Annotated in this window: 13 protein-coding genes; 3 read left to right on the forward strand and 10 right to left on the reverse strand. The window is 56.9% G+C overall.

Annotation, left to right across the window (positions count from 1 at the left end; all coding sequences use genetic code 11):
• A complete protein-coding gene (locus ATO67_RS00005) occupies positions 1-519 on the reverse strand; it encodes an SDR family NAD(P)-dependent oxidoreductase (protein ID WP_082760096.1) in 519 nt (172 codons plus the stop codon).
• A gap of 95 nt (positions 520-614) precedes the next feature.
• On the opposite strand from ATO67_RS00005, the gene ATO67_RS00010 reads away from it, so the two are divergent.
• Complete coding sequence (locus tag ATO67_RS00010) at positions 615-1,523, forward strand: LysR family transcriptional regulator (protein WP_067642527.1); 909 nt, start codon at positions 615-617, stop codon at positions 1,521-1,523.
• Positions 1,524-1,529: 6 nt separating this feature from the next.
• Here ATO67_RS00010 and ATO67_RS00015 read toward each other — a convergent pair whose 3' ends face one another.
• The 3 genes from ATO67_RS00015 to ATO67_RS00025 form a co-directional block, all read right to left on the reverse strand.
• Complete coding sequence (locus tag ATO67_RS00015; RefSeq protein ID WP_067642530.1) at positions 1,530-2,765, reverse strand: L,D-transpeptidase family protein; 1,236 nt, start codon at positions 2,763-2,765, stop codon at positions 1,530-1,532.
• 132 nt (positions 2,766-2,897) lie between these two features.
• Positions 2,898-4,184, reverse strand: a complete 1,287-nt coding sequence (locus ATO67_RS00020; protein ID WP_067642533.1) for a DNA polymerase IV — start codon at positions 4,182-4,184, stop codon at positions 2,898-2,900.
• A gap of 81 nt (positions 4,185-4,265) precedes the next feature.
• On the reverse strand, positions 4,266-4,574 hold the full coding sequence (locus tag ATO67_RS00025; protein ID WP_067642542.1) for a DUF3572 domain-containing protein: 309 nt from the start codon (positions 4,572-4,574) through the stop codon (positions 4,266-4,268).
• 128 nt (positions 4,575-4,702) lie between these two features.
• Between ATO67_RS00025 and ATO67_RS00030 the strand changes: the two genes are divergently transcribed.
• Complete coding sequence (locus ATO67_RS00030; protein WP_067642545.1) at positions 4,703-5,074, forward strand: response regulator; 372 nt, start codon at positions 4,703-4,705, stop codon at positions 5,072-5,074.
• A gap of 15 nt (positions 5,075-5,089) precedes the next feature.
• Positions 5,090-6,457 (forward strand): PleD family two-component system response regulator, encoded by a 1,368-nt coding sequence (locus tag ATO67_RS00035; protein WP_067642548.1) that lies wholly within the window; start codon positions 5,090-5,092, stop codon positions 6,455-6,457.
• 782 nt (positions 6,458-7,239) lie between these two features.
• Here ATO67_RS00035 and rpmG read toward each other — a convergent pair.
• From rpmG to topA, 6 genes are all read right to left on the reverse strand, one after another.
• Positions 7,240-7,407 (reverse strand): 50S ribosomal protein L33, encoded by a 168-nt coding sequence (gene rpmG / locus ATO67_RS00040; protein WP_003496403.1) that lies wholly within the window; start codon positions 7,405-7,407, stop codon positions 7,240-7,242.
• Positions 7,408-7,496: 89 nt separating this feature from the next.
• Positions 7,497-8,669, reverse strand: a complete 1,173-nt coding sequence (locus ATO67_RS00045; RefSeq protein WP_067642561.1) for an MFS transporter — start codon at positions 8,667-8,669, stop codon at positions 7,497-7,499.
• 9 nt (positions 8,670-8,678) lie between these two features.
• Positions 8,679-9,314 carry an NUDIX hydrolase gene (locus ATO67_RS00050; RefSeq protein ID WP_067642563.1) on the reverse strand — a complete coding sequence of 212 codons (636 nt, stop codon included), beginning with the start codon at positions 9,312-9,314 and terminating at the stop codon, positions 8,679-8,681.
• 51 nt (positions 9,315-9,365) lie between these two features.
• Entirely contained in the window at positions 9,366-9,806 is a 441-nt protein-coding gene (locus ATO67_RS00055) for a DUF983 domain-containing protein (protein WP_067642565.1), read from the reverse strand.
• 20 nt (positions 9,807-9,826) lie between these two features.
• Entirely contained in the window at positions 9,827-12,178 is a 2,352-nt protein-coding gene (gene rnr, locus ATO67_RS00060; RefSeq protein ID WP_067642567.1) for a ribonuclease R, read from the reverse strand.
• Positions 12,175-14,886 (reverse strand): type I DNA topoisomerase, encoded by a 2,712-nt coding sequence (gene topA, locus ATO67_RS00065; protein ID WP_067642569.1) that lies wholly within the window; start codon positions 14,884-14,886, stop codon positions 12,175-12,177. Before topA ends, rnr begins: the two co-directional genes overlap by 4 nt.
• Positions 14,887-14,988 lie beyond the last annotated feature (102 nt).

The following is a 14,988-nucleotide window of genomic DNA, read 5'->3' on the forward strand; positions in this document are numbered from 1 at the left end:
TTATAAGCAACCCGACCCTACCGGAAAACACCGATGGCTATGAAACCCAGCTACACCACGTCCTGGGACACGATCGTAAGCGCTGAAATTGGGATAGGAAATCTGACCTCCCTCGGATGAAACCTGAATGAATCGGCCTCCCCCTTGACGGCGCAGGTGTGGCAGCGCTGCGCGGATGAGGTGGATGGAGCCGGTGAGATTGGTGGCGATCTGGTGCTCGATCTGCGTGTCCGTCAACTCTTCCGCCGCACCGAAAAGACCGTAACCCGCATTGCTGACGATCACGTCTATCGTTCCAAGCGTCGCGAAGGCTTCGTCCATCGTTGTCTTGATAGCAACGGCATCCGTCAGTTCCAGCTTTTTAACGATAAGTGCGTCGCTGTATTTCCGTTGAAGATCTGCTAGCGCAGCCGTGTTTCGGGCCGTGCCGAGAACACGGTCGCCCCGTGCCAGTAGCCGCGTTGTCATATCCAGACCGAGGCCGGATGATGCGCCAGTGATGAACCAGGTTTTCGTCATGGAAGTGCTCCTTCTGTTGCACGTCCTATCTATTCAGAATTCATAGGTGTTATAAGCTATCCAATGTTGCATACGTCAGTGAAAGTTTTGCACCAATGTACCGGCCAAGCCTGAATGACCTTGCGGCGTTTGCCGCCGTTGCTGAACACCGCAGCTTTCGTAAAGCGGCAGAAAACCTTGGGCTTTCGCGCTCGGCAGTCAGCCACACGCTGATCGCACTCGAACAAAATCTCGGCATTCGTTTGCTGAACAGAACGACACGTAGTGTCTCGCTCACCAGTGCTGGAGCAGATTTGCTCGCCCGGATGAGCCCCGTTCTGGAAAATTTCGATAAGATGCTGGAGTCACTGGCCGAAGCACGCGGCGTACCCAGCGGCGTTTTGAGAATCAACGCCAACAAGGCCGCGGTGAGACTTTTGCTTACCGCCATCATTCCGAAATTTCTGGCTGCCTACCCGGAAATAGAGGTCGATCTCGTGTCCGAAGGGCGGCTTGTGGATATTGTCGAGCAGGGCTTCGATGCAGGTATCCGGCTAGGCGAGGCCGTGCCGCAGGATATGGTCGCCATCAGAATTGGTGGGGACATCCGTTTCGTGGCGGTTGCTTCGCCACACTATCTAAAGGGCCGCCCATCGCTCACCACTCCAGACGATCTTCGTCAGCACATGTGCGTTCGCCAGAGATTGCCCAGCGGAAAACGTTACCGCTGGGAGTTTGCACGCCATGGACAGGAAATTGCGGTCGATGTGCCCGGCATGTTGACGCTGGATGATAGTGATCTCATCGTCGAGGCCGCACTGGATGGTATGGGCATCGCCTATGTCCCGGAAAGTTTCGCAAAAACGTTTCTGGCATCAGGTCGACTTGTCATGGTCCTTGAAGATTGGTGTCCGCCAATCCCAGGATTGATGCTGTACTATCCGCGCAACCGCCATGTTCCAGCCCCCTTGCGCGCATTCATCGATATGCTCAAGACCTTCAATAGACGTCCTTACACGGCATGAGGTTATTCAGGACCGGTCGCGGGTGATGGTGATGAAATCTGTCCCGTCTCCGGTTTCCTGCCCGTGGCTGAGATCAGAAACAGTAATGGAGCTGCCGGTTGTCAGCGCCGCCTCCAATTGCCGTCGCACGTCCGCCGGAATCTCGATACGGTCCAGAACTGCGCTCAATTGGTCGTAGGCACCAGTTGTGTCTTCTGTCTCAATGCCAAGGCGCTTTTTTGCAGACGCCGGCAGATAGTTGTCCAGCGTCAATCCGTTCCACTGCGCCTTGCCATGCTCGCGGTCCATGTCGATAACTTCGAAGAAATGGGTGCCGAGCGCGATTTGCGGCTCCTTGATATGAATCGGCGCTTCAAGCAGCGGTTTGAAGTCCTGCCGCACCATGATCTGCCCGTTCGGTGCGGCGTCTGCGCCTGCTGACGCATAGAGAGCATCGACAAAACTGTCCGTTAGAAGCGGTCCGGTTGTCTTGAGCGATTTCCAGCGCTTGAAACCATTGATGGCGCTGACGGTCATCTCACCGGCATGACCATCCGGCACACCGGCATCGAATCCGATTGCCGTCAACAGACGCTGCACGTCCATGATCTTTTCGCGGTCGCCGCGACGGGTGATAAGGATACGCAGAGGCGATCCCTCCGCTTCGCGCACAACCTTCGGCTTGATGGCACTGGTGGTCTGGTTGACGGCGACTTCCACCAACTTCAACGACGAATCGAAATTGGCGGGGCGGAGCTCGACGTCAGACAGCATCAGGACGTCCTTGGGCTTACCGCTGGGCTGCAGGAGGTTCGGGTGGTTGATGGTCTGTAGGGTCACATCGTCATTGGAAACAATGACATGCACGCCACGCGCCGTCATGCCGTAAAGCGATGTCGCAAATTTCGCGGGCAGGCGAATACAGCCGTGCGACGCTGGATAATTCGGGACGCGCCCCTCGTGCAGTGCGATGCCGGACCATGTCAGCCGCTGCATGAACGGCATGGGCGCGGCGGAATAGATGTTGGATTCGTGATATTTCTTCTTGTCCAGAATGGAGAAAATGCCGCTCGGCGTCTCGTGTCCCGGCTTACCGGTTGAGACTTTGGACGTCGCAATCAATGCGCCATCCTCATAGAGGCTAAGCGTTTGTTCGCTCTTGGAAACGATGATCTGCATGCTGCGCGCATCGCCAGCAAGGGCCGACTGCACCAGAACGGAAGTCGAAAGGAGGCAAGCTCCCACAAACGCGCGCAACATCATGTTCACTCCAACGCAATACAAAACATGCCTCCAGAAGCGGCAGGCACGGGAGCCTTAAGGGCAAGTTTCATGACAATAGCTGGTGGGATTTAAGGAAACTTTTAAATATCGGTCACAACGCTGGTAAGGCGCTTATTTTTTTGTGCCGAATGTGTAGCCGGTTTCCACCGCTCCCTTGCCGAACTTGTCGCGCAGCTTGTCCATCGCGGCTTCCGCGGCGGCGCGGCGGCCTGCGTTTTTGTCGACAAGGTCAGGTGGGTCGGCGAGACCGGGGTCGCACAGATCCGTGACGCCGATACCGATCAGCCGGAACTTCGTGCCATCGGTTTCTTTCTCCAGAAGCGAGATGCCACTTCTGAATATTCTGTCGGCCAACTGGGTCGGGTCTTCCAGACGCTTGTTGCGGGTTCGGGATTTGAAATCGGCAGTTTTTAGCTTCAAAACCACGGTATGACCGGCAACCATGTTCTTCTTCAGCCGCCAGGCTACCTTTTCCGAAAGCGAACGCAGGATCGGCACCAGGTCTTCGTAACGAGATATATCGTTGAAGAAAGTCGTTTCGGAAGACACGCTTTTGGCGGGATCATTTGTGTGGACGTCGCGGTCGTCTATGCCCCGCGACAGCCGAAACAGGCGCTGGCCCATGGAGCCGTAGCGGCGCATCAGGTCGTTTTCCTGCATCTCCTGCAACTGTGAAATCGTGCGAATGCCATCCGCTTCCAGCGTCGCTGCAAAGGCTTTTCCCACGCCCCATATGGTCGTGACAGGGCGGGAGCCGAGAAAGGACATCGCCTCCTTCTCGCCGATGACGGAAAACCCGCGTGGCTTTTGCAGGTCGGAAGCGACCTTTGCCAGAAACTTGCAATAGGAAAGCCCGACCGAAACGGTAATGCCTATTTCCTTTTCTACGCGCCGGGCGAAGCTGGCAAGAACGCGGGCAGGTGGGTCGTGGTGCAGCCGTTCCGTCCCGGACAGGTCGAGAAATGCCTCATCGATCGAAATGGGCTGAACCAGCGGTGTCAAATCCTGCATCATGGTGCGAATTTCACGCCCCACACGAACGTATTTCTCCATGTCCGGCTTTACGACCACCGCCTGCGGACATGCCTCCAAGGCCTTGAACATCGGCATAGCGGAGCGAACGCCATGAATACGGGCGATATAACATGCGGTCGAAACAACACCTCGCTTGCCGCCCCCAATGATCACCGGCTTGTCGGCAAGCGCGGGATTGTCTCGTTTTTCGACTGAAGCATAAAACGCATCGCAATCGATATGGGCAATCGGAAGATCATAGAGTTCGTCATGGTAGACGAGGCGAGGGCTGCCACACTTGCGGCAACGCCTTAAGCCAACCGGCTGGCCAGCCAGACAGTCACGGCAGAAACCGGGATCATAGGTCGAAAGTGAAGGGGCCATGGCTCGGAAACAAAAAGCGAACGTTTCCGACCATAATATGTTATTGAATTACTCTCAATAGATCGAAGGGCAGATCTGGGGTCAATACTCGCCCGAACCTAGCCCTGGTCCGGAGAAGTGGTGCCATGCCGCGGCGACGTCTTCCGGTTTTGTGCCGGTGGCTTCGCAAAATGCCATAAGGTCCGGTTCGTGGCTCATGATGAAATCGGTGAGGCCGGCTAGAAAACCGGGGTCGTTGACGGACTGTCGCAACATGTTGGGCTGAAGACCTGTCAGGGCCAGAAAACGGCTAAGCATATCTGGCTCGCTTGCCAGCCAGCCAAGTATGGCAATTGCCGTTTCATGGCTATCTTTCGGGGTAATCCTGTTGTTTTTCGTATCGTGCAACATTTGTTTACTGAAGTTACCTATTTCTCAACCAAATCTCACTAGCGTACTGTTCTAGGGGATAATGGAATCGGTTCCCGGACACCCTATATGTCCATGAATAGGTTTCAAAGCGAAACGAGGACTGGTCCATGCCCAAACAGGTCATGATAGTTGAAGACAATGAGCTGAATATGAAGCTCTTTCGCGACCTGATCGAGGCGTCTGGCTATACCACTATCCAGACTCGTAATGGCATGGAAGCGCTGGAACTTGCGCGCAAACACCGTCCCGATCTTATCCTCATGGACATCCAGCTCCCGGAAGTGTCCGGCCTTGAAGTGACCAAGTGGCTCAAGGAAGATGACGAGCTTCATGTTATTCCCGTTATCGCGGTCACGGCGTTTGCTATGAAGGGCGATGAGGAGCGGATCCGTCAAGGCGGTTGCGAAGCCTATGTTTCCAAGCCTATTTCGGTCCCGAAATTCATTGAGACGATCAAAACTTATCTTGGCGACATGTGAAGCAGGGTTAGGCGAATGACTGCGAGAATTCTGGTCGTTGATGATATCCCGACGAATGTGAAACTGCTCGAGGCGCGGTTGTCGGCGGAATACTTCGACGTTCTTTGCGCAGACAATGGTGCCAATGCTCTGGCCATTTGCAATAGCGAGCAGGTCGATATCGTCCTGCTAGATATCATGATGCCTGATATGGATGGCTTTGAGGTGTGTGAACGCCTGAAAGCCAATCCCGCGACAGAACACATTCCCGTTGTAATGGTCACGGCGCTCGATCAGCCCGCAGACCGCGTGCGCGGATTGAAGGCTGGCGCTGACGATTTTCTGACCAAGCCCGTCAACGACCTTCAACTCATCTCCCGCGTCAAAAGTCTTGTGCGGCTGAAAACCATGAGCGACGAGTTGCGGACGCGCGCGCAGACCGCGAAAACCATCGGTGTCGGCGATCCCATCTCCGAGGACGTCCAGATCGAGCAGCCGGGTCGTGTGCTGCTGATCGATGGTCGTGCAAGTTCGCAGGAGCGAATCATTAAGGCACTGAAGCCGGTTGCCGAGGTCTTTGCGTTGACGGAGCCTAGTGAGGCCTTGTTCGAAGCCGCTGAAAACGACTATGAGATGGTCATCGTCAACTCCAACTTCGATAATTTCGACCCCCTGCGGCTCTGCTCGCAGCTTCGTTCACTGGAGCGAACGCGTTTTCTGCCTTTGCTGCTGGTCACTGAGCAGGGCGATGAAGCGATGATTGTTCGTGCGTTGGAGCTTGGCGTCAACGATTACATCGTTCGTCCTGTCGACCCGAATGAGCTGGTGGCGCGCACGCTGACGCAGATCAAACGCAAGCGGTTCAACAACAGGCTGCGTGAAAACCTCGATCAGACGATGGAACTGGCCGTCATCGACGCTCTGACCGGCCTCAACAACCGGCGATACCTCGATAATCACCTGAAGATATTGTTCAACCGCGCCGCAACGCGTGAACGGCCCTTGTCCGTCTGCCTCACCGATATAGATCGGTTCAAGCACGTCAACGATACCTACGGCCATGACGCTGGCGATGAGGTCCTGCGCGAGTTTGCGACCCGGCTGCGCTCGACCGTACGTGGTGCAGATCTCGCATGCCGTTACGGTGGTGAAGAGTTCGTCGTCGTCATGCCGGATACCCCGATGGAGATGGCTGCATCCGTCGCAGAGCGCCTGCGCTTTATCATCGAGGACAAGCCGTTCGTTCTGCGCTCCGGCCGGGAACTTCACCTGACGGCGTCTCTCGGCATTGCCACAAACACCAGTTCGATTGAAACGCCGGAGCAGTTGATGCGACAGGCAGACCGGGCGATGTACGAAGCGAAAAGCGCTGGCCGCAACCGCGTCGTCGCTTCAGCGGCATAGGCTTCTGCCGAGACTTATGTTTGCCTGACAGTTATTCACAATAATGGTGTTTATCCATAGCGTTTTGGATGACATGTTTTCGCGTGGATATCGGCAAATGTTATTCCTGAATTTTCATCACTATGTGGCGGCAGTCCTTTCTGAATCATAGAATAAATTTGCATTTTAAATCTTCGTAGGCACCGAAGATGTGCAGAATTTCGTTTTTTTTTTTAGGGTTTATCTGAGTTTTATAAAATGAATTCTTATTCCAATTACTTTTCCCAGTAATTCTACAAGTCTCTATTATGTATCTTTATGATCTGGTTGATGTCTATCTGTGTATCATCGCGGGATATTTAACCATATTTGCAGTTTTGAGACTGATTCGATTAACTGTCTATTGATTTTATTCAGGTGCTGCGCAACACTTCATCAACAAGATAACTTCTGCACTTACAGCGTGCCTTGGCAGTTGCAAGCAAGCGGAAGCGGTGTTCTTCGGGTAATGTCTTTCCGTCTTGGAAAGCAACCTGTTTGAATACCCCATGGTGCTCAGGTCCGCCGCATCTCCTGGGTCTTGGGGCTGGTCGATCGGCGACGCATTGAACGGTTCCTCGTACTGTCAGTGCTGTCCCGGTCGACCCACTTTCTAGTTTCCCGCTCAATTCGTATTGAACATCCCGACCTCGTTCTACAGGAGGCGTTCTTGACGTTGCATTTCCAACGCGCCCCGGCACATGGAATACAAACAAAAAACGCGCCTCGAAGGGCGCGTTTTTTTGCATGCTATGCGAAGGAAATTACTTGATCTTCGTTTCCTTGAATTCAACGTGCTTGCGTACGACTGGATCGTACTTCGTCTTTGTCATCTTGTCCGTGAACGTACGGCTGTTCTTGGTGGTGACGTAGAAAGTGCCGGTGTCGGCTGTCGACAGCAGCTTGATCTTGATTGTTGTAGCTTTCGCCATAGTCGTCCTGCCTTTAACAAATAGTGAGTCCGCGGCCCTGTTGGACCCCGGCTAAATCTGGCGCGAAACTACGGATCGCGCCCGAAAAGTCAAGTCTGTTTTGATCCGAAAACCGAACGGCCTATGGAAAGAACCACGTAAAGAGCGAAAAACGTCGCCAAAGCCCATGCAAAACCATCTGTTCCGGCAACATCCATGGAAATGCCGACAGTTTGCGGGCCCGCTATGGTGCCGATGGCATAGCAGAAGATGAATGCAGCATTGGCCGCCACAAGGTCTGAGCCTGTCAGGCGGGAACCCAGATGGGTCAGGCCCACCGTGTACATTCCAGATACGCAGCCGCCCCACAGCAGCAGCATCGAGGACAGCAGGATCCAGTTATCCACCAGCAAAGGCAGCGCAAGCGTGCCGATGACGCCTGTCAGCGCCATCAGCCCCAAGAGTATGCGCCTGTCCTTGATACGGTCGGAGAGCATGCCGATGGGGATCTGGAACGCCATGTTGCCAATGGCCATCACAGTCAGCAGCAGAGCAGCCTGCGATTCGCTGAAACCTTCCCGTGTTGCATAGACGGGAAACAGTGAAAGCCCGCCAGCCTGAACCGAGCCGTAGACAAAGGCAGCTGCAGACGCCATGGGCACCAGCCAGATGTAGCGAACGAAATGGTGGTTCGGCTTTTCGTCGAGGTCCGGGCTTTCATGGCGCGCCAGATAGATCGGGATTGCGGCCAGCAAGATGATTGCGGAACCGACGAGGAACGGGGTTATTCCATCACTGCCGAGCGCGGAGAACAGCAACGGCCCGCCGGCAAAGCCCACGGCCATGCCGGTGGCATACATGCCCAGCACAAAGCCGCGCCGTTTGGGTGGCGCTGCTGCGTTGATCCAGAACTCCGAGAGGATGAACAGCATCGTCGTTGCGCCATGAAAGACGATTCGCAGCGGAAACCACATCCAGAATGCATCTGCGAAATAAAACCCCAGCGCACTGAAGGCAGATATGACGACAGCCGTCATCATGGTACGGGCCACGCCGAACTCATGCGCGAGCCGACTGGTCACCGGAGCCGCCATCATCGCTGCTACGCCTGCCATGGCGGTGTTGAGACCAATCATCGTGGATGAGATGCCGCGCTTTTCGAGAATGATGCTCAGAAGCGGCAGTCCTAGTCCGATGGCGATGCCAACGGCACTGATGGCGGATATGGCGGCAATAAGCGATGGCCAGTGAATATCGTCGGCGTCGCATTTGGGATGTGACATGGAGACCTTTTATAAAAAGCCACGAATAAATATGCCGCGACGCTCGAAATATTGTCGCACCGGGCTTTCGAATTGTAACGAATGATCACCTATCATGAACTTTGTGACATCTTCGAGAACCATGCGCGTAATCGGCGCCATGTTCAGACTGGTATTGTCATAAATGTCAAGCCATTGCAGGTCCAGCAGCTCTTCCGAATCGCTGATAGCAGAGGGATCGACGCCAACTTCATCGGTAAAGCAACAGAAGAAGCGCGTATCGTAACGTCTTATTCTGCCGGGCGGAGTGATGGCGCGTGCGACGAAACGCAGCCGCGACAGGTCGGGCGACTGCGGCTCGCCTGCTATATTGCCGAAGCGCAGGCCCGTTTCTTCATGCAACTCGCGAATGGAAGCCAGTGCCAGTGCCCGCGCGCCTGACACCGTCAATGGCCGGGAGGCGGCGCGGATCAGCCTTTCGCAGACGGCTGGATGCAGATCGCCGCTATAGGGCAGGGCATAGTCACGGGCATCCCGCCGCCCGCCGGGAAACACGAACACGTCAGGCATGAAGATATGCGCACTACTGCGCTTGCCGACCAGCACGCGTATGCCGTCCTTCGACCTGTCGAGAAGAAGAATGGAGGCTGCATCTTTCGGACGCATATAGGGGCAGGTCTTAGGTAATGGTTCGGGATGCACAGGTGCCGCGCCAGATCAATGTGACGAACCGTCGATCTGCTTTTTCTCCGGCTCATTGCTGAAGCCGTGCATTTTCAAGGCCCATTGAAGGCCGATGACGCCGCCTTTGATCGGCTGGATCGTCAGCAGCGCGACGAGAACCGTGATCGGCACCCAGATGGCGAAGTGGACCCACATCGGCACCAGAAACACCGTATCCGTCATCATGAAGCCGCCGACGGCAACGTGGCCGAGAATCATGATCGAGATATAAGGCGGCAGATCGTCGGATCGCTGATGGTGCATGTCTTCACCGCAGGACGCGCAGTCATCGACAGGCTTCAACCAGGCGCGAAACAGACGACCCTCTCCGCATGCCGGGCAACGGCTCAGCATGCCGCGCATGATGGAGCGGCCCAGCGGACGGTCTTCCGGTGTGCCACCATACTGTACTGTCTGCGTCTCGGTCGTCGTCATGCGCTTGTCCTCTGGACTGGTTATCTGCGTCTGCGTGGTGGCCTCGTGCCGGGTGTCGGGCCGCTGGTGCGGCGCGTCGTCTTGTGGAAGGAACGTGTCGCCGCAGGCAGTTTCTTGCCATCGCTCAACATTTCAAACCGCAAGGCACCGGCAAGCGGCACGGCCTCAGCAAGGCGAACCTGAACCGTATCGCCCAGCTGATAGCCAAGTCCGGTCTTTTCACCCGTCAGAGCCTGATGCGCCTCGTCATAGATGTAATAGTCCGTACCCAGCGTAGATATAGGAACAAAGCCGTCAGCACCAAACTGCGGAAGCGCGACAAATAGTCCCGCCTTGGTGACACCGCCGACCCGACCTTCGAATTCCTCACCCACGCGTTTGGAAAGGTGGTGCGCAATCAGCCGGTTGACCGTGTCGCGCTCGGCCGCCATGGCGCGCCGCTCGAAAGTCGAGATTTCGGCAGCGACATCGGCAAGCGTTGCCTCTTCCTGCGGCGTGATGCCGCCTTCGCCCATGCCTAGCGAACCCACCAGCGCACGGTGCACGATAAGGTCGGCATAACGGCGAATCGGCGAGGTGAAATGCGCATATTTCATCAGGTTCAGGCCGAAATGGCCGATATTGTCGGGGCTGTAGATCGCCTGGCTCTGCGAACGCAGCACCATTTCGTTGACCATGATCTGGTGCGGCGTATCGACTGCACGCGCCAGAATGCCGTTGAAGGAATTGGCGCGAACCTGCCCGCCCTTGACCAGCGAAAAACCGATGGTGGTCAGGAACTCGCGCAGCACTTCCTGCTTGGCAATCGTCGGCGCATCATGAACGCGGTAGACCAGACGCTGCTTTTTCACTTCCAGCGTTTCGGCGGCGCAGACATTGGCCTGGATCATCATCTCTTCGATCAGCTTGTGCGCGTCGAGACGTTCAGGAACATGCACCCGGTCGACGGTGCCATCCGCTTTCAGAATGATCTTGCGCTCCGGCATATCCAGCTCAAGCGGCTGGCGGCGGTCACGACCGATCTTCATCACCTCATAGGCATGCCATAGGGGACGCAGGATGGGCTCCAGCATCGGGCCGGTCTTGTCATCCGGGTTGCCGTCAATCGCGGCCTGGGCCTGCTGGTAGGAGAGCTTGGCCGCGCTCTTCATCATGATGCGGTGGAAGGTGTGGCTGGCCTTGCGGCCTTCCTTGGAAAACACCATGCGCACAGCAAGGGCAGGGCGGTCCACGCCTTCCTTCAGCGAGCAGAGATCGTTCGAGATACGCTCCGGCAGCATCGGTACGACGCGGTCGGGGAAATAGACCGAGTTGCCGCGCTTCAAGGCTTCCCGGTCCAGCGGTGAGCCGGAACGGATGTAATAGGAGACATCGGCAATCGCCACGGTGACGATCACGCCATCCGGGTTGTCGGGCGAGGGGTCCAGCTCCGCATAGACAGCGTCGTCATGGTCCTTAGCATCGGCAGGGTCGATGGTGATGAGCGGCAGTTTGCGCCAGTCTTCACGGTGCGCCATCGTTGCGGGCTTGGCGGCATCAGCAGCAGCCAGTACGTCGGATGGGAAGATATGCGGAATGCCGTGGGCATGAATGGCGATCATCGAGATCGCTTTTTCGGATGCCACGGAACCGACGACGGAGAGAACCTTGGCGCGCGGCAGACCGTAACGGCCGCTGTTGCGCGAGGTTTCCACCTCCACCAGATCGCCGTCCTTGGCATCGCCGACGCCATCGGGATCGATCACCATCTCATCGCCGCGACGCTCGATCGGCATCAGACGGCCACCGCCACCCGGCGTTTCCTTGAACACGCCCAGCGATCCGCCCTGACGTCTGTCGATCAGCTTGATGATCCGCGCGGTATAGGCGGGGCCACCCACTTCCTTGGACGGGAATATCTTTGCCAGAACACGGTCGCCAAGTCCGCCCACCGGGGCTTTGCCCTTCTGGCGGTCGGCAGAAGACTGGCGAATGATGACGGCGGGAGCGGCCCCGTTTTCTTCCGGCCATTCGGCAGGCCGACCAATCAGACCGCCATCCTTGTCACGGGTGGTGATGTCGAGAACCGTCACGGGCGGCAACCCACCTGGCTTCATCAGGGACTTGCGGCTCTTGTGCACCATACCATCGGTCTCAAGCTCCTTCAAAAGAGCTTTGAGCACGATGCGCGTTTCACCCTTCAGCCCGAAGGCCTTGGCGATTTCACGCTTGGAGGCCTGATCTGGATGCTCGGCAATGAATTTCAGCAGCACGTCGCGCGGGGGAACCTCGCCGTGGATGATGCCTGCAGATTCGAGAACTTTTTTCCCGCGACCGGTGCGGCCGAAGCCATCGCCCGCCGAGCCGGATGTCTTACGCGGTGCCTTGCTCAAGATTCTGCCTTCTTCGCTTTTGGTGCTGCCTTTGGTTTGGCCGCTGTTTTGGGCTTTGCAGCCGCTTTTGGTTTCGCTGCCGCCTTGGGCTTGGCCTTGGTCTCGCCATCGGCGCTGGCAGCCTTGGTGGCCTTCTTCGGCGCTGCCGCCTTCTTGGCTTTCACCGGCTTGCCATTGCTGCCCGTGCCGGTCTTGGCAATGCGCTCGGCAATCAGCACCAGCGCTTCGTCCAGCGTCACGGTGTCAGGTGCCTGCGCTTTGGGAATGGTCGCATTGACCTTGCCCCAGTTGACGTAAGGCCCATACTTGCCATCCCGAACGGTAATCGCGCCGCCATCGGGGTGGTCGCCCAGTTCTTTCAGTGCCGCAGGCGTGGACGAACGTCCACGGCCCGGCGACGCCTTCTTTTCGGCGATCACCGTTACGGCGCGGTTGAGGCCGATGGAGAACACGTCCTCGATGCTTTCGAGATTGGCGTAGCCGCCATCATGCAGCAGGAACGGTCCATAACGACCAAGTCCCGCCGAAATCATCTTGCCCGATTCCGGGTGCTTGCCGATATCGCGTGGCAGGTTGATGAGCGCCAGCGCCTTCTCGTGGTCGATGTCGTCAGGTGCCCAGCCCTTCGGCAGCGACGAACGCTTGGCTTCCTTGCCATCGCCACGCTGAATGTAAGGTCCGAAACGACCGGACCGCAGTGTCAGCTCTTCGCCGGTGTGCGGGTCCGCGCCCAGCGCCTTCGGCTCGTTGACGGCGGCAGCATCGGCTTCCGCGCCATCCGAGTTCAACTGGCGGGTGAAATTGCACTCGGGATAGTTCGAGCAGCCGACGAAAGCGCCATATTTGCCGAGCTTCAGCGACAGATTGCCCGTGCCGCAGACCTGGCAAATGCGTGGATCGGAGCCGTCTTCGCGGGTCGGGAACACCAGCGGTGCCAGAACCTCGTTCAGCGCATCCAGCACGTTGGTCACGCGCAGTTCCTTGGTGTCCTCGATCTGGGCGAAGAAGTCCTTCCAGAAATCACGAAGAACCTGCTTCCAATCCAGTTCGCCTGCCGAGATCCGGTCGAGCTTTTCTTCCAGATCGGCAGTGAAGTCGTATTCCACATATTTCGTGAAAAAGCTTTCGAGGAAGGCCGTCACCAGCCGTCCACGCGAATGCGGCACCAGCTTGCGCTTGTCGACGATGATATATTCACGGTCGCTCAGCGTCTTCAGTGTCGCAGCATAGGTGGAGGGGCGGCCGATGCCGAGTTCTTCCATCTTCTTGATCAGCGACGCTTCCGAGTAGCGCGGTGGCGGCTCGGTAAAGTGCTGGCTGGCATTGATCTTCTGCTTGGCGAGGCCTTCGCGCGCATTGATCTGCGGCAGACGACCATCGTCGTCACCGTCGTCGCTTTGCTCGCCGTCTTCCTTCTGGTCGGTATAGGCGGCAATGAAGCCGTCGAACCGGATGACCGAACCCACTGCGCGAAGGCCAGCCGTCTCGCCCTTGTTGTCGGCCAGAATCTCGACCGTGGTCCGCTCTATTTCAGCAGACGCCATCTGGCTGGCGATACCGCGCTTCCAGACCAGTTCGTAAAGACGCAACTGGTCTGCATCGAGGTACTTTTTCACTTGATCGGGCGTGCGGCTGAAGTCGGTCGGGCGAATGGCTTCGTGCGCTTCCTGAGCGTTCTTGGCCTTGGTGGAATAGATACGCGCCTTTTCCGGCACATAACGGGCGCCGAACTGTTCGCCGATTGCGCTGCGTGCGGCATCAATGGCTTCGGGTGCCATCTGCACACCATCGGTACGCATATAGGTGATGAGACCAACGGTTTCGCCGCCGATGTCGATACCTTCATAAAGCCGCTGCGCAACCTGCATGGTGCGCGAGGCGGAAAAGCCCATGCGCGACGATGCGGCCTGCTGGAGCGTCGATGTCGTGAACGGAGGGCCGGGGTTGCGCTTGACGGGTTTGGCCTCGACCGTATCCACGGTGTAGGTCGCACCTTCCAGCAACGTCTTCAGGCGGCTGGCGTCATCGCCTGTCTTGACCGATCTGGCCTGCAGGCGCTTGCCATCGGCAGACACCAGCTTTGCCTCGAAGTCGTCGCCACGCGGCGTCTTCAACAGCGCCGAGATGTTCCAGTATTCCTCGGAAACGAAACGTTCTATTTCCGATTCCCTATCGCAGACAAGGCGTAGCGACACGGACTGAACACGGCCAGCCGAACGCGCACCTGGCAGCTTGCGCCACAGAACCGGAGAGAGATTGAAGCCGACGAGATAATCCAGCGCACGGCGGGCGAGATAGGCATCCACAAGCGGGATATCAATGTCACGCGGATCGGCCATCGCGTCCAGCACGGCCTTCTTGGTGATGGCGTTGAAGACCACGCGCTTGACCGGCTTGTCGCCGATCACCTTCTTCTTTTTCAACAGATCGAGAACGTGCCAGGAAATCGCTTCCCCTTCGCGATCCGGGTCGGTCGCGAGAAACAATCCGTCGGAGGCCTTCACAGCGTCGGCAATTTCCTTCATGCGCTTTTGCGAAGCCGGATCGACCTCCCAGAGCATTTCGAAATCCTGATCGGGAAGCACCGAGCCATCTTTTGCGGGAAGATCGCGAACGTGGCCAAACGATGCGAGCACCTTATAGCCTGGGCCAAGATACTTGTTGATCGTCTTGGCTTTTGCCGGAGATTCTACGACGACGACATTCATATTTTCTTCTTTCGGAACTTGCCCGTTAACATGCCTTGCCGCTTTTGAACCGCAACAACGCTACCTTTATTTCGACATGGACAGGTAATGCGCTTGGGTCAA

The organism is Agrobacterium bohemicum (assembly GCF_001562555.1).
Taxonomy (GTDB): Bacteria; Pseudomonadota; Alphaproteobacteria; order Rhizobiales; family Rhizobiaceae; genus Agrobacterium; species Agrobacterium bohemicum.